Raw genomic sequence first — 15,473 nt, forward strand, 5'->3', positions numbered from 1 at the left:
AAAGCACGCTATCATGAGCCGCTTCCTGCCCGACCGCTTCACCATGATGCTGGTCGCCACCGTCATTATCGCCTCCCTCCTTCCCGTCAGCGGACAAGCAGCAGAGTATTTCGGCATCGTCACGAAATGCGCGATCGCTTTTCTTTTCTTTCTTCACGGCGCGAGATTGTCGCGCGATGTGGTGATTGCCGGTGTCTTGCACTGGCGTCTGCACATCGTGATTCTGCTCGTGAGCTTCGGCCTGTTTCCATTGATCGGCGTGGGGTTGGGCTACATTCCGCAAAGTATCCTCCCCGCTCCGCTTTATATGGGCGTCCTGTTCCTCTGCGTGCTGCCGTCAACCGTGCAGTCCTCCATCGCCTTCACCTCCATGGCGGGCGGGAACGTTCCAGCGGCCATCTGTGCGGCGTCCGCATCGAATATATTCGGCATGTTCTTGACGCCGCTGCTCGTCGGCTTTCTATTTACAGTGGGCGGCCATGGCGGCGGCTTCTCGCTCGGGGCTTTCGGCCAGATTTTCCTGCAATTGCTGGCACCCTTCATTTTGGGCCAAATCCTGCAGCCGTGGATTGGCGACTGGATCAGAGCCCGCAAGACGCTGCTGGCCCCTGTCGACCGGGGATCGATCCTGATGGTCGTTTATCTCGCCTTCAGCGAAGCCGTCATCGAAGGCATCTGGCACCAGTTCACCTTGCGAGACATCGGCGTCGTCATCGGCATCGACATTGCTCTGCTGGCTCTCGTCCTGTGCATCACCATGTTCGGCAGTCGCCTGCTGGGCTTCAAGAAGGAAGACGAGATCACCATCACCTTCTGCGGTTCCAAGAAGAGCCTGGCGAGCGGCGTGCCCATGGCAGGCGCGATCTTTGCGGGCCAGAGCATCGGCGCAATCGTTTTGCCCTTGATGCTGTTTCACCAGATCCAGTTGATGGCCTGCGCGGTGATCGCTCAACGCTACGCCCGCAAGGCCCAGCAAATCGGACAGCAAAAAACCGCCGAGGTCGTGCTTGCGCCAGAACAAACAAAAACGGCCCTGCAATGAGGGCCGTTTCGTCAGAACCTATGCAACAGGTTTAGTTGACCTGGGCAGGTGTAACCTGTGCTTCGATCTGCCTTGGCTCGTCCGTAACGTCTGAAACAATCGCGATGCGACGTGGTTTCATGGCTTCGGGAATGTTTCGGAACAGATCGATGTGCAACAAACCGTTCTTCATGGAAGCGTTCTGGACCTCAACGTGATCGGCAAGCTGGAAGCGACGCTCGAAGGCGCGTTTGGCAATGCCGCGATAGAGGAATTCGCCTTCGCTGTCCTTGGTCTCATCAGCCTTTTCAGCCTTGACGGTGAGCACATTGGCGCGCGATTCGATGCTGAGTTCGTTTTCATCGAACCCGGCCACGGCCATGGTGATCCGGTACGTGTTCTCGCCGGTGCGCTCTATGTTATAGGGCGGGTAGGCTTGCGCCTGTTCCGGCTGGCCAAGACCATCGAGCATGGAGAAAAGGCGGTCGAAACCGACTGTGGAGCGGTAAAGCGGGGAAAAATCAACGTGACGCATGGTGTCCTCCTGTGAGCGACTGTTTGCGGTTGCGGTCTTCACCCCGATTGGGCGGTGAAGAGACGGATACGGCCCCGTTCTGGCGACCGTGATCAAGAGATGGGAAAGCTTTCGGGCAAGTTCAAGAGATGGGAAACCACGGAATTGTTGTGAACCGCATCTGAACGAGTGGTTCCCGAAGCGTTCAGCTTCAACGCGCTAGAGATCGTGACATCGGAGGCAATCTCCGGCGGCAGAAGGATAACGTCCCTTCTTCTTCTGTCATCTCAGCCGGAACCGCGACTGCTAAGACCGACGGTTCCGGCATTTTTCTTTTGGCGCGCACCTTTTCCTTTGACGCGCAGCGGCGCGCCTCTTATCCCGTTCTGAAACACCTCAGTGCCAAGTCGGAACCACCATCATGACCGAAGCCATCCTGCACGCCACCAAGGGCAACCCCGTGCCCGAAAACCACATCGCAGGCTATTTCACCGGTCATAAAAACAAGAAGTTGCGCTATGCGATCTTTCGCTCCAGCCAGTCTGTGGCGCGTGGCACAATCGTTCTTTTGCATGGTCGCAACGAGTGCATCGAGAAATATTTCGAGACGATCAACGATCTGACCGCCAAAGGGTTTTGGGTCGCGACCTTCGACACCCGCGGACAGGGCGGCTCGGATCGAATGCTGAAGAAGGCCCATGCCGGATATGTGCGGCGCTTTTCCGATTACGGCAAGGATATCGCGCTGTTTCTGGAGCATGTGGTGCTGCCCGATACGCGCCTGCCCTTCTTCATGCTGGCGCATTCCACCGGCGGACTAGCAGCTCTTTCCATCGCGCCATCGCTGTCAAACCGCATCGAGCGCATGGCACTCAGCGCACCGTTCATATCGCTGAGCGGACAGTCCATGCCCCCTTGGTTCATTCGTTTGGTTGCCACGAGCCTCAGCCTGATCGGGCTGGGCGGCGTGCAATTGGGAAAAGACCAGCGCGAACGCTCATTCGACGACAATCCGCTCACGTCAGATCCCGTCCGCTTTGCCCGCAACGCTGCGATCGGAATCGAGCACCCCGAACTCTTCGTCGGCGCTCCGACGGCACGCTGGCTTTTCGAAGTGCTGAAAACGATGCCCTGGGTGACGCGCCAGGATCATCTCACGAAGATCACGGTGCCGACACTGCTTCTGGCACCCATGCGCGATACGATCTCGCCCTATGCAGGGCAGGAAGAGCTATCGCGCAACTTCCGCGCGGCGCAACTCATACCGGTGACAGGCGCGCGGCACGAACTTTTTCTGGAGCGCGATGTCTACCGCAGCCAGGCGCTGGCAGCGATCGACGCATTTTTCGCACCCGCAGAATAGAAAACGGCACTGGCCACGAGCACAGTGCCGTCTCGCAAATATTGATTATTCCATACCCAGTGCAGCCATATAGGTCTGTAGAATCGTTTCTTCCTCGATGCGCTCGTTGGCATCTTTCTTGCGCAGACGGATGATGGTGCGGATGGCCTTGGTGTCGTAGCCACGGCCCTTTGCTTCGCCCATGACATCCTTGATATCACCCGAGATCGCAGCTTTCTCTTCTTCAAGGCGCTCAATGCGCTCGATGAACTGACGCAGTTCGGCGGCGGCTACGGTTTCGGTTGTGGCTGTTTCGTCCATTGTGTCATCCTTTGCGTGGGGCCCTGCACAGAGAACCGCGTGATTCGAAAGTGGTCGAGGCGGAGGCCTCCTGGCTGCGGTGGCAGCGAATTTTTCAGGTTGGTGACCTGCCTGTCTCAGGCCGCTACGTCAAGCCGTTTCAGGTCCAAGCCCTTTATTCCTGCGGCTTGTTTTGCTCGAATGCGACTTTCTGGGCATCGCTGGCTTCGCCCTGATGCAGCTTTTTCCAGTCGTCATACGGCATGCCGTAGACGATCTCGCGGGCGGCATCCTTGCTGATCTCCAGACCAGCGTCCTTTGCCGCATCCGCATACCAGTTGGACAGGCAGTTGCGGCAAAAACCGGCAAGGTTCATCAGGTCGATGTTCTGCACGTCGCTGCGGTCTCGCAAGTGCTTGAGCAGCCTGCGAAACGCCGCTGCTTCCAGTTCGGTGTTTCGGGTATCGTCAACGTCGCTCACAGCACTCTCCTGTCAGTAAGGTCCGGTCCGCGATGCGAACTGCTTGTAGTCGTGCAAGGTCAGATCATCATTCATTGCGGCAAAAATGGGAGCAAGCCGCGCGGCCCATTCGGCAATTCCGGCATCATCACCGATCAAGTCCTGCCGCACCTCTAAAAGGGCGTGAGGAATGCCCTTGACCATGCAGTGGCGATACATGGTGTCACCCTTCAGCGCACCGTCATAGGGCTCATTGTCTCCCACCAGAATATCGCCCGGCGCCCGCAAATGCGCGATCAGCGGCGTGACGGCCCGATCGTCCGTGTCCCAAAGCACGGCTGCATGCCACGGGCGGGCGACGTCCTTCCAGAACGGCGTGTAGGAATGCAGGGAAAAGACCAGAGGCGCTTTTCCCGATTGCTCGGCGACCTTCTCCAGAACAGAGCCCACAGCACGGTGATAGGGGCGGTGATAGGCGTTCAACCGCACGTCCCATTCATCCTGCGTGATAGGGTGATTGCCTGGAATGATCGCGCCATCGGAAATCTTCATGATCAGCGTCGGGTCGTCCTCACCGCGATTGGGATCGATCAACAGACGCGAAAAACGGCTCATGACTGCGGGCACACCCAGCCGTGCCGCAAGATCACGTGTCAGGCCTTCAATGCCGATGTCGAACGCGATATGGCGTTGAAACGCCTCTGCGGCAAGCCCCAGACGACCGTATTCCGGCGGCAGAAGGTTGGTGGCGTGATCGGCAAGGAGAACCATGCCTTTGTCATAATCGCCTTCTATGATTTCATATGGCTGGAAGTCGGGCATCTCTGGATTTCTGGCGATGATGAGGGAGAGACGCTTGATGCCATGGCTCGGTGCCACGCGCAAGTTTGAACGGCCTGAAAGCCATCCGCAGTACCCCCGCATCCATTCCATACAGATACAATCGATTGAACTTGCGTTGACTTTCTTGGGCGTCCGCGCCAAGAAGTGTTCTCATTTTATAACCATGGAATCCGGATGGAAGCCGTGACACAGACATTCTCCGCTAAGCTTCGAAAATTCCGGCGCGCGATCCGCTTTTTCTGCGCTGCCACCCTCTTCTCAACACCGCTTCTTCTCGCAGAGCCGGCATTGGCGGATTTCCGTGTCTGCAACAGCACACAGAACCTGGTCGGCGTAGCTATCGGCTACCGCGCGCAGGAAGGCTGGATCAGCGAAGGCTGGTGGCAGGTGCCCGCCTCCACATGTGCCACGCTGATCGAAGGCGAGTTGCAGTCGCGCTACTATTATCTCTACGCCGAAGACGCTGCCCGTGGCGGCAGATGGACGGGCGACGTCAACATGTGCGTCGCGGAAAACGAGTTCAAGATCACCGGTGTGGATGATTGCTACGCCCGTAGTTTCCAGCGAATGGGTTTCAAGGAATACGATACGGGCAGACAGGGAAGCTGGATGGTCCAGCTTTCCGACACGCCAGGTACACAGGAAAGTCAGAACTGATGAAGCGTAATCGCAAAGTCAAAATCCTTGCAACTCTCGGCCCAGCATCCTCCGATGAAGCAATGATCGAGAAGCTCCATCTGGCCGGTGCCGATCTCTTCCGCATTAATATGAGCCACGCCAGCCACGATGTGATGCGCACGCTGATCCAGCGCATTCGCTCGGTCGAAAGCCGTGTTGGTCGCCCCATCGGCATTCTGGCCGATCTTCAAGGCCCAAAGCTGCGCGTCGGCAAATTTGCTGACACGAAGGTCGATCTCGTGGCAGGCCAGACCTTTACGCTCGACAACAATGAAGCCCCCGGCGACAAGAGCCGCGTTTTCCTGCCGCATCCTGAAATTCTCGAAGCCGTGAAACCGGGCGACCGCCTGTTGATCGATGATGGCAAGCTGCACCTGCGCGCTGAAAAATGCGACGGCAAGAGCATCGTGACGACCGTCATTTCTGGCACCAAGATTTCCGATCGCAAGGGTATCAGCCTGCCGGACACCCTGCTCGGTGTCGGCGTTCTGACCGATAAGGACCGCGTCGATCTCGATGCCGTGCTCGAGACAAACGAAGTCGATTGGGTTGCTCTCTCCTTCGTGCAACGCCCTGAAGATCTCGTGGAAGTGCGCAAGATTGCCGGTGACCGCGTCGGGCTCATGTCCAAGATCGAAAAGCCGCAGGCTGTCGAGCGCATCGAAGAAATCATCGCGCTTTCCGACGCACTGATGGTCGCGCGTGGCGACCTCGGGGTCGAGATGCCGCTGGAAGCCGTCCCCGGCATCCAGAAGCAGCTGACACGCGCTTGTCGCAAGGCCGGTAAGCCGGTTGTCGTTGCAACACAGATGCTGGAATCGATGATTTCGGCTGCTGTTCCGACACGCGCCGAAGTCTCAGACGTGGCAACCGCCGTGTTCGAAGGCGCCGACGCGATCATGCTGTCTGCCGAATCAGCCTCAGGCGATTACCCTGTCGAAGCGGTCTCCACCATGGCATCCATCGCCAGCACCGTGGAGCAGGACCCATATTATTCCAACATCATCTACGCGCAGCGCCCGCAGCCGGAAGCGACGGGCGCAGACGCCATTTCGCTGGCCGCCCGCCAGATTGCCGAAACGCTTGGCCTTACCGCAATCGTGACCTACACGTCGTCAGGCACGACAGGTCTGCGCGCCGCGCGTGAACGTCCCCAGGTTCCAATCATTGCCCTGTCGCCGATCGTTCAGACCGCACGACGCCTCTCCGTCGTCTGGGGCCTGCACTGCGTCGTCACGGGCGACGCCAGCGACCAGGATGACATGGTCAACCGCGCCTGCCGCATCGTCGTGGACGAAGGCTTCGGCCAACCCGGCAACCGCATCATCATTTCGGCCGGTGTTCCCCTGGGAACACCCGGAGCCACCAACATGGTGCGCATCGCCTATATCGGTTCCGACGGCCAGAGCGGCGTCTGATCTGAAAAGCAGAAATGGATTGAAAAGAAAAAGGCGCGGTGTTTCGACCGCGCCTTTTTCGTCTTGCGGGATTGAGCCTTCAATTGTCCTTGTAGGCGGCAATCACGATGTTGACCTGTGCGGCGCTCATGGCCTGAATTTGCGTCGTCGTGAACGATTCGATCTTATCCTCATCCATCCCGCCCAAGGCAGCAACCGACAGTCCCGCGAGCGCGGATTTCTTGATCGATGCGATTTCGGACGTTTCGAAACTGTTCAGCTCGCTCGCATCCAGTGTCGCAACCTGCTGGGCATTCAACGCCGCAACCTGCACATCCGTGAGCGCTTCGATACTTTGCGAACTCAAAGCGGCAAACTGTGCTGCCGTCAGCGCTGCGATCTGTTTGGAACCCATAGCTGCCAACTTGTCGCCGCCCAGCTGGCTGATGGCAGCTGTCGAAAATCCGGAGATCTGACGCGGCGTCAGACCCGCAAACTGCTCGGGTGTCAGTGCCGCCAACTGATCGGATGTCAGCGCTTTCATCTGCGTGGTAGACAGCGCGGCGATCTGACCCGTCGTCAAGGCCTGAATGAGATCAGTCGAAAGGCCTGCAATCGCCGAGGTCGTCAACCCGACAATGGCGACTTTCTTGATCGACGCGATGTCTTCGGCGCTGAAACTATTCAGCTCTGCGGCGGACAGGGTCGCGACCTGCTTGGAATTCAGCCCCGCCACCTGGGTTTCCTGAAGAGCTTCGATGCTTGAGCTTGTTAATGCCTCGAACTGGGCAGCCGTTAGCGCTGCGATCTGCTTTGTATTGAACGCCGCGAAAACGTCCTCGTCCAGACTGGCAATGACTGCCGTCGAAAGGCCGCCGATCTGTTTTGCCGCTAACGCGCTCATCTGGTCCTGCGTCAGCGCCGATAGCTGCGCCGACGAGAGCGCCTGCATCTGCTCGGCGGAGAGGCTCGAAAGCTGGGCCGTCGTCAGCGATGGTATCTTGTCGGTAGACAGTCCAGCCAAGGCAACAGGGGTCAATCCGGCAATCGCTGCCTTCTTGATGGCCGCAATTTCCTCACCCGTGAAACTGTTAAGCTCATCCGCAGACAGCGTTGCGACCTGTTTCGCGTCCAACCCGACAACCTGCTGCGCATCGAGCCCGGCAAGGCTGGTGGAGTTCAACGCCTCGAACTGCACGGTGGTCAACGCGGTAATCTGCTTTGTGGAGAGCGCACTGAGCCGTTCGCTGCTGAGATTGGCGAGTACTTCGGTTGAAAGCCCTGCAATCTGTTTCGTGGTCAGCGCGGAGAACTGGTCCGCTGTCAACGCCGAGAGCTGCACGGATGTGAGCGCCTTCATCTGCGTCGATGACAGGGCTGCCACCTGCGTCAACGTCAGGGCTGCGATCCTGTCGGTGGTCAGACCCGCAAGGGCAACCGTCGATAAACCGGGAATGGATGCCTTCTTGATCGACGCGATCTCTGCAGGGGTAAAGCTGTTGAGCTCGGTGGAAGACAGCGTCGAAATCTGCTGTGAACCCAGGCCTGAGACCTGACCTTCGTTCAGCGCGATGAGGCTCGTTGAACTCAAGGCTTCGAACTGGCCGGTGGTCAAGGCAGAAATCTGCTTGGTGCTGAGGGCCGCGAGCTTATCGCTGTTCAGCGTGCTCATCACCGCCGTGGACAAACCGGCGATCTGCGTTGCGGTCAATGCCGAAAACTGCTCCGCCGTCAGCGCCGTGAGTTGCTCGGAGGTCAGTGCTTTCATTTGCGCCGATGTCAGTGCCGCCACCTGCACAGTGGTCAGCGCGGTGATCTTGTCAGTGGCAAGACCGGCAAGCGCCGATGTCTTTATTCCGGGAATGGAGGACTTCTTTAAGGAGGCGATTTCTTCCGACGTGAAGCTGTTGAGGTCGTCGGCGGACAGGACAGCGACCTGCTGACTGCTCAGCGCCGAAACCTGCGCGGTGTTGAGGGCTTCGATCAGCGGTGCGGAAAACCCGTCGAGTTGGCTGGCGTACAGCGCATTGATCTGCGCAGTCGATAAGCCCGACACCTGCGTCGTTCCAAGCGCGGAGACCTGCGACAGGGTCAGTCCGGTGATCGCTTTGGGCGCAAACGCACTCACGGCCTGTGTGGAAAGTGACGCCACCACGGTGGTCGTCAGCGCACCGACCTGATTGGATGTAAAAGCTTTGATTTGCGCAGAATTGAGTTGACCAAGATCGGCACTGCTGAGCCCAGCAATCGTGGACGTAGACAGTTGGGCAATCTGCTTGGGAGCAAGGTTGGCTATTATGGTCATGAGCGCGCGACACCATCGATTACTGGTCAGATGGTAATCGTCTACCCAACGAATCTTGCCCCGACATTGCGATAACACGACTATCGGCAGATCTATTGCCAATCTCTAATGAAATTCGAAGAGAGCTGCAAGCAAGCGGCCTAAACAGCCAAAACGAAAACCGCCCGGTCGTCTCCAAGGAGATCACCGGGCGGCACTTCTGATCTTTATGTTACGACAGCTGCCTTATGGCATCTTCACAGGGGTGCTGAAGCGACTTGAATCGATCGCTGCTGCACCGGGGCGGAAGCTGGCCGTCGCTGCAGAGGCCGACATATCGTGGCTGAGCATGCGGTTGTTGACGACGCGCGGCGCCTTGACCGATCGACCGGTCACGCCCTTGTCCTGGCTCAGAGCCCAGTCCGAAATGGCTTCCTGTGTCAAACGACCACCGCTCACCATCGCCTCTTCGGCGACGGCAGCATCCTTCTTGTTCGGACGACCGCCCTTTGTAGGAAGGCCAGCAGTCAGACCGCCGGTATTGGCCTTTGGCTTCACGTCAAACTCGTCGCCATAGTCCTGCGACGTCGAAGCAGGCGCAGCTTTCGCCATCTGGACAGGCTTTTGAGCCGGCTTGGTACTTGTGAGGGAAGCCGGAAACTGCGCAGCGCTTGGCATTGCCGTTGCAATCATGGCCGAACGAGCATCCTGTCCGCTTTGCTCGAGAGCCGCGACGACGACAGGCGAAAGCGATGATTGCTCCGCCTCGTCTTCCTGGCCATCCGTCTCGGAATTGGCGTTGGCAAGCAGGGCTTCCGCAACAGCTGGACGGTTGGCAGGAACGGGAACATGAGCTGCAAGCGCATCGCCCGGCATGTTTTCGGAGCCCAGCGCCGCCATGACTGTGCCATCGGCGTCACCCTTCATGCGGCGAGGCCCGAGCAGGGTCGGCACAGGAATGGAATATTGCGCGAGATCGGCGAACTGCTGTTCGGCAGGGGCTGCCATGGGAGTTGGTGTCGTTGCCGCCTGAAGTGCGTCCTGCGCGGCGTTACGCGCTGGAGAGTAGAGCGCTGTCGCAAGTCCGGTAGCACCTTCCTGATTGCGGAAAGTTGGACGGGCAGTCGGCAACGGGGCATTGACGCCACCAGGTAGCGGGGGAGCAGAGGCAACAGCCACAGCCGTTGGCGGTGCGACTTCTTCTTCAGCGTCTTGCGCTACAGGAGCAGCAACGGGTGCCGCCGACCGAGCAGTCGGCGCGGGCGTTGCAATGCCTTCAGCATCTTCGTCCTCATCACCGCCACCAAACAGGGCGGCGAGCAAGGTCTTGCGTTTGCCACCCGATGAGGAAGAAGCCGGGCCATCGCCAGCCGTGCTGGCAACCTGGATCGAAGAGGAGCTCACACGTTTGCGATAATCGGCCAGCGCCTGGTCGTAACCTGGCAGGGGCTTGCCGTCGGATGGGAGGTGAATGGTGTTGCCCTTGGGGAAAATCCGCACCAGTTCCTGGCGGCTCATGCGTGGCCATGCACGCACGTTGCCGACATCAAGATGGACAAAGGGAGACCCGGACGTCGGATAAAAGCCAACGCCACCGATCTGCATCTGCATGGCGATTTCGCGCAGGCGACCCAGCTTCACGCCGGGAATATAGAAATCCATGGCCTTGCCGAGTGTATGCTGGCTGCTCTTGGCAACACCCTTGGTGCGCGAGCGCAGCATCCCATTGGTCTCAGGCGAACGGAAAGCGGACACCACGTTGATATATTCGTTGGCACCGGAACGGCGATAGACTTCCCACACCAGATCGAACAGGCGCGGATCCATCTTGGTCGGTTGATTGCGGCGCCAGTCACGCAGAAAGCGGTTCAGCTCCTGCAGACCCTTCTGGTCGTACTTGCCATTTCGCTTGAATGTGATGACGGCTTTTTCTTTGGTGTGGATATAATAAAGCTTCAGACTGCGGGTTTCGGCAGCAGCTTCTGTCGCCGAAACACCAATAGCGGGTAGACCGGCCATCAACAGGCACGCGCAAGTCACAACGCGTGCCGATAGCTTCGTGCATATATCTTTGATCAAGCCGCGCGCAACCTTGGCGGTCAGCGCGCTATTCCGATACAGATAAGGCAATTTGATCCCCGCCTGGCAGACAATTCGTCACATTGTCCTAATGAACCTGAATTACGGTGACACAATGGCAAATTTGCCACACATGTGCAACCTTCCTCTATATAGTGAACGCTCCACTAACAAGAGGTTTACAGACCGTAAGCGAATATCCTTGCTCAGGCGTTAACAAAAATCGCATTTGCTCGGTTAGGCCTCGTCTGCCGCATCAAGCGGCATCCCGCAGCGGATCATCAGGATCAATGCCATAATCCTTCAACTTCCGGTAGAGCGTGGAGCGACCAATCCCGAGTTTGCGCGCAACCTGGCTCATCTGACCACGATAGAACCGCAGCGCAAACCGAATCAGCTCCTCTTCGATATCGGCGATCTTGCGAACATCGCCGCTGTCATCCGTCGAGGCAATCAGGCTGCCACCGGGGAACACGGCTGCAGATCGCTCGTCATCCGTGGCCATGGCTTCCATCACCGACATGATGTCTGCGGCACTGCTTCTGTTTTCCACAGCAGGTGCCACCAGCAGCGAGCGCTCGGTCGGGCGATGCGGCGTGTCGTGGTCGGCGACGTCGCCGGCAAATTCCGGGACTTGAAGTGCGATTTGCGGAAAATCCGCTTCCGTTAATTCATCGCCTTGGGCCAGAACGACGGCACGGAAAACGGCATTTTCCAGCTGGCGGATATTGCCCGGCCAGTCGTAGGCCGTCAGCAAGGCCAGCGCACCGGCACTGACACCGAGGGAATGCGGCAGTTTCTGTTCGATCGAGAAGCGCTCGGCAAACACGCGGGCCAGATAGGGAATGTCTTCCTTGCGGCGACGCAATGCGGGAATGGTGATAGGAAAGACGTTGAGGCGATAATAAAGATCCTCGCGGAAACGGCCTTCCTTGACCTCTTCGATCAGATCCTTGTTCGTGGCCGAAATCAGCCGCACATTGACCTTCTGGACTCGTGCCGAACCAATGGTCTCGATTTCGCCCTGCTGCACGGCGCGCAACAGCTTGACCTGCACCTCAAGCGGCAGATCGCCGATCTCATCCAGAAACAGCGTGCCGCCATCGGCTTCCATGAATTTGCCCATGTGCTTTTCGGTGGCACCGGTAAAGGCACCCTTTTCATGGCCAAAGAGAATGCTCTCGACGAGATTGTGCGGAATGGCGCCGCAATTGACGGTAATGAAAGGCTTACCCGCCCGGTCGCTGCCGGATTGGACCGCGCGCGCGATCATCTCCTTGCCGACACCGGATTCGCCCTCCAGCACGACTGGAATATTGGATTGCGCGGCACGCTGGGCAAGTTCGATCACGCGCAGCATGGCAGGGCTTGCAGAAGCGATGTCGTTGAAATTGACGGTGTGGTTGCGCGAGCGCTTGCCCGTGCGGGCCTTTGCTTCGCGTTGATCGAGCTTGAGTGCGTTGGCGATCGCCGAGCCGATACGCTCAGGCGAGACAGGCTTGACGACGAAATCGAAAGCACCGGCGCGCATGGCCTGCACCACAGTATCGATGCCGCCCTGCCCTGTCTGCACGATGACAGGCACGTCCGTGCCCAGCTCACCGACCGCTTTCAGGAAAGAAAGACCGTCCATCTCCGGCATCATCAGGTCAAGAACGATCACGCTGATATCGCCGCTGTGTTGTTTCAACAGCTCCAGTCCAACCCGGCCGTTTTCGGCAAGAATGGGATGGTGTCCATAACGCTCCACCGCTTGTCTCAAAAGGCGGCGCTGAACAGGATCGTCATCGATAACGAGTACTTGCGCTGTCATGTCAGGCTCCGGTTTCCGGTTTATGGACCTGCTTCATGCAGACCCTTTGAACCGAATGTGGCACGGAAGGCTTGAACATCCAGTTTTGAGATTTGCTTGCATTTTATGCATTGCCACGGGAAACAGAGCCCCCATATGCTTTGGCGAAGAGATAAAGAGGAACGCCCGACATGACCTTGAAGACATCGATCTCCCTGCCCGCCTTTTCGCCGGCGGAAGCAGGCACCGCAGCCCTCGGTGACCTCCCGACATGGAAGCTGTCCGATCTCTACCCTTCCGCCGATTCGTCCGAATACAGGGGCGCGCTGGAAAAGGCGGCAAAAGATGCCAAGGCATTCGAGGCGAAATGGAAGGGCAAACTGGAAGCAGCCGCCAGGCTTTCGGGCGATGACGGACTTGGCGCCGCGCTGAAGGAGTATGAAGCGCTGGACGATCTTCTTGGCCGCATCGGCTCCTTCGCAGGCCTTACCTATTTTTCCGACACCTCCAATCCGGCAAACGGCAAGATTTACGGTGATGCACAGTCGAAGCTGACCGAGATGTCGTCGAACCTGTTGTTTTTCGCGCTGGAACTCAACCGCATCGACGACGCGACGATCGACGCGGCCATCGCCAACGATCCGCTGACCGGTCATTACAAGCCCTGGCTCGTCGACCTTCGCAAGGATAAGCCGCACCAGCTGGATGACAGTCTGGAGCAGCTGTTCCTTGAAAAGTCCATGACCAGCGCCGCCGCCTTCAACCGGCTGTTTGACGAGACCATGTCGGAGCTGCGCTTTGACGTTGACGGCAAAAACCTTGCACTGGAAGAAACGCTCAATCTGTTGCAGGAGCCGGACACGGAAACCCGCAAAAAGGCCGCGCAGGCACTCAGCGCCACCTTCAAGGACAATCTGCGCGTCTTCACGCTGATCACCAACACACTCGCCAAGGATAAGGAAATCTCCGACCGCTGGCGCAAATTCGAAGACATTGCCGACAGCCGCCATCTGGCCAACCGCGTCGAGCGCGAGGTGGTGGCTGCGCTGGCACAGGCCGTGACACAGGCCTACCCGCGCCTGTCGCACCGCTATTACAAGATGAAGGCCAAGTGGCTGGGGATGGAGCAGATGAACTATTGGGACCGCAACGCGCCGCTCCCCGATACGTCGAACGCCGTCATCCCGTGGGACGACGCAAAGGACATGGTGCTCTCGGCCTATGGCGATTTTGCACCTGAGATGGCCGATATCGCCCGCCGCTTCTTCGATGAGGAATGGATCGACGCACCCGCCCGCCCCGGCAAGGCACCGGGCGCCTTCGCCCATCCCACCGTGCCCTCGGCGCATCCTTATGTTCTGGTCAATTACCTCGGTAAACCGCGTGACGTGATGACGCTTGCCCACGAACTGGGCCATGGCGTGCATCAGGTGCTGGCCGGTGGACAGGGTGCGCTGATGTGCGCCACGCCACTGACATTGGCCGAAACGGCGTCCGTCTTCGGAGAAATGCTGACCTTCCGCAAACTGCTGGATGGCACGAAGGACAAACGCGAACGCAAGGCGCTGCTGGCCCGTAAGGTCGAAGACATGATCAACACGGTCGTGCGCCAGATCGCCTTTTACGAATTCGAGCGCAAGGTGCACACCGCCCGCAAGGACGGAGAACTCACGGCAGACCAGATTGGCGAGCTATGGCTTTCAGTCCAGCGGACAAGCCTTGGACCGGCGATCAGGATTTCGGAAGGCTATGAGAACTGGTGGACGTATGTGCCCCACTTCATCCATTCACCCTTCTATGTCTACGCCTATGCCTTCGGCGATTGCCTCGTCAACTCGCTCTACGCCGTTTACCAGAATGCCGACAGCGGCTTTCAGGACAAATATTTCGAGCTGCTGAAAGCAGGCGGAACCAAACATCATTCGGAGCTGCTCAAGCCCTTCGGTCTCGATGCGACCGATCCGTCCTTCTGGAACAAGGGCCTGTCGATGATCGAAGGCCTGATCGATGAGCTGGAGGCACTGGACTGAGGCGAGGAGAAATCCGGCGAGGCTCCCATTTCGGGCAAGCTTCGCCGGTTCATATGCCTTACCTTACGTAAACAGCATGACGGACGACAATCATGAAACGCAAACCGGCCGACCTGACCTTGCGGGAAACGCTGCGCTGGGAACCGACAACCGGTTTCCAGCGACTGGAGCAGCATACGCGTCGTCTGCTACGCTCGGCCGATGCGCTGGGTTTTCGTGCACCCGTCGATACGGTCAAAGCGCTGAACGCAGTCGTGGGCGGCAGCGAACCGATGACCGTGCGGGTGGTCATGACCTACAAAGGCGAACTCGACATTGCCGCTGAGCCCTTTGTGCCACTACCTTTCAATGCCGTCTGGCGCGTGAAGATCGCGGAAAAGACACGGCTGGATTCCAGCGATACCTTCTACCGCCACAAATCCTCGCGCCGCGAACCCTATGACGCCGCACGTGCTGAATTCTCGACAAGTGAGGCCGACGAGGTCCTGCTGCTGAATGAACGCGGCGAAATCTGCGAAGGATCAACCACAAGCATTTTTGTCGAGGCTGCCGAAGGCCAGTTGCTGACCCCACCGCTTGACAGTGGCATTTTACCCGGCGTCCTTCGCGCCGACCTCATCCGTGATCGCCGGGCACGCGGACAGGCGTTGAGACCACAGGATCTGAACGGACGAAAGCTGTTCGTTGGCAATTCGCTGCATGGGCTGGTTGCGGCAGAGTTGGTTTGACGCAA

Annotated in this window: 12 protein-coding genes and 2 pseudogenes; 6 read left to right on the forward strand and 8 right to left on the reverse strand. The window is 58.4% G+C overall.

Annotation, left to right across the window (positions count from 1 at the left end):
- The first annotated feature begins 13 nt into the window (after positions 1–13).
- A complete protein-coding gene (locus EKM04_RS17565) occupies positions 14–1,042 on the forward strand; it encodes a bile acid:sodium symporter family protein (RefSeq protein ID WP_183895929.1) in 1,029 nt (342 codons plus the stop codon).
- A 31-nt stretch (positions 1,043–1,073) separates the two neighbouring features.
- Here EKM04_RS17565 and EKM04_RS17570 read toward each other — a convergent pair whose 3' ends face one another.
- The gene (locus EKM04_RS17570) at positions 1,074–1,556 is read right to left on the reverse strand and encodes an Hsp20 family protein (protein WP_174153902.1); all 483 of its coding nucleotides are present in this window, start codon (positions 1,554–1,556) and stop codon (positions 1,074–1,076) included.
- 400 nt (positions 1,557–1,956) lie between these two features.
- Here EKM04_RS17570 and EKM04_RS17575 point away from each other — a divergent pair, with 400 nt between their 5' ends.
- A complete protein-coding gene (locus tag EKM04_RS17575; protein ID WP_183895931.1) occupies positions 1,957–2,898 on the forward strand; it encodes an alpha/beta fold hydrolase in 942 nt (313 codons plus the stop codon).
- 45 nt (positions 2,899–2,943) lie between these two features.
- Here EKM04_RS17575 and EKM04_RS17580 read toward each other — a convergent pair whose 3' ends face one another.
- From EKM04_RS17580 to EKM04_RS17590, 3 genes are all read right to left on the reverse strand, one after another.
- The gene (locus EKM04_RS17580; RefSeq protein ID WP_042617583.1) at positions 2,944–3,198 is read right to left on the reverse strand and encodes a DUF2312 domain-containing protein; all 255 of its coding nucleotides are present in this window, start codon (positions 3,196–3,198) and stop codon (positions 2,944–2,946) included.
- Between the two features lie 154 nt (positions 3,199–3,352).
- Positions 3,353–3,658 carry a DUF1244 domain-containing protein gene (locus EKM04_RS17585; RefSeq protein ID WP_183895933.1) on the reverse strand — a complete coding sequence of 102 codons (306 nt, stop codon included), beginning with the start codon at positions 3,656–3,658 and terminating at the stop codon, positions 3,353–3,355.
- A gap of 12 nt (positions 3,659–3,670) precedes the next feature.
- Complete coding sequence (locus tag EKM04_RS17590) at positions 3,671–4,459, reverse strand: N-formylglutamate amidohydrolase (RefSeq protein ID WP_183896144.1); 789 nt, start codon at positions 4,457–4,459, stop codon at positions 3,671–3,673.
- Between the two features lie 195 nt (positions 4,460–4,654).
- Here EKM04_RS17590 and EKM04_RS17595 point away from each other — a divergent pair, with 195 nt between their 5' ends.
- On the forward strand, positions 4,655–5,137 hold the full coding sequence (locus EKM04_RS17595) for a DUF1036 domain-containing protein (RefSeq protein WP_183895935.1): 483 nt from the start codon (positions 4,655–4,657) through the stop codon (positions 5,135–5,137).
- Positions 5,137–6,576, forward strand: coding sequence for a pyruvate kinase (gene pyk, locus EKM04_RS17600; RefSeq protein ID WP_183895937.1), 1,440 nt, complete (start codon positions 5,137–5,139; stop codon positions 6,574–6,576). Before EKM04_RS17595 ends, pyk begins: the two co-directional genes overlap by 1 nt.
- Positions 6,577–6,655: 79 nt before the next feature.
- On the opposite strand, the gene EKM04_RS17605 is transcribed toward pyk, so the two are convergent.
- The 4 genes and pseudogenes from EKM04_RS17605 to EKM04_RS17615 form a co-directional block, all read right to left on the reverse strand.
- On the reverse strand, positions 6,656–8,860 hold the full coding sequence (locus EKM04_RS17605; protein WP_183895939.1) for an ice nucleation-like protein: 2,205 nt from the start codon (positions 8,858–8,860) through the stop codon (positions 6,656–6,658).
- A gap of 225 nt (positions 8,861–9,085) precedes the next feature.
- Complete coding sequence (locus tag EKM04_RS17610; RefSeq protein WP_183895941.1) at positions 9,086–10,969, reverse strand: peptidoglycan L,D-endopeptidase MepK; 1,884 nt, start codon at positions 10,967–10,969, stop codon at positions 9,086–9,088.
- Between the two features lie 205 nt (positions 10,970–11,174).
- Positions 11,175–11,375, reverse strand: a pseudogene (locus EKM04_RS23180) (helix-turn-helix domain-containing protein); the annotation flags it as partial.
- 167 nt (positions 11,376–11,542) lie between these two features.
- Positions 11,543–12,731, reverse strand: a pseudogene (locus EKM04_RS17615) (sigma-54-dependent transcriptional regulator); the annotation flags it as partial.
- 170 nt (positions 12,732–12,901) lie between these two features.
- Here EKM04_RS17615 and EKM04_RS17620 point away from each other — a divergent pair.
- Both EKM04_RS17620 and EKM04_RS17625 read left to right on the forward strand, forming a co-directional pair.
- The gene (locus EKM04_RS17620; protein WP_183895943.1) at positions 12,902–14,740 is read left to right on the forward strand and encodes a M3 family oligoendopeptidase; all 1,839 of its coding nucleotides are present in this window, start codon (positions 12,902–12,904) and stop codon (positions 14,738–14,740) included.
- Between the two features lie 92 nt (positions 14,741–14,832).
- Positions 14,833–15,468, forward strand: a complete 636-nt coding sequence (locus tag EKM04_RS17625) for an aminotransferase class IV family protein (protein ID WP_183895945.1) — start codon at positions 14,833–14,835, stop codon at positions 15,466–15,468.
- The last annotated feature ends 5 nt before the right edge of the window (positions 15,469–15,473 follow it).

The sequence above is a fragment of the Rhizobium skierniewicense Ch11 genome (assembly GCF_023757665.1).
Taxonomy (GTDB): Bacteria; Pseudomonadota; Alphaproteobacteria; order Rhizobiales; family Rhizobiaceae; genus Agrobacterium; species Agrobacterium skierniewicense.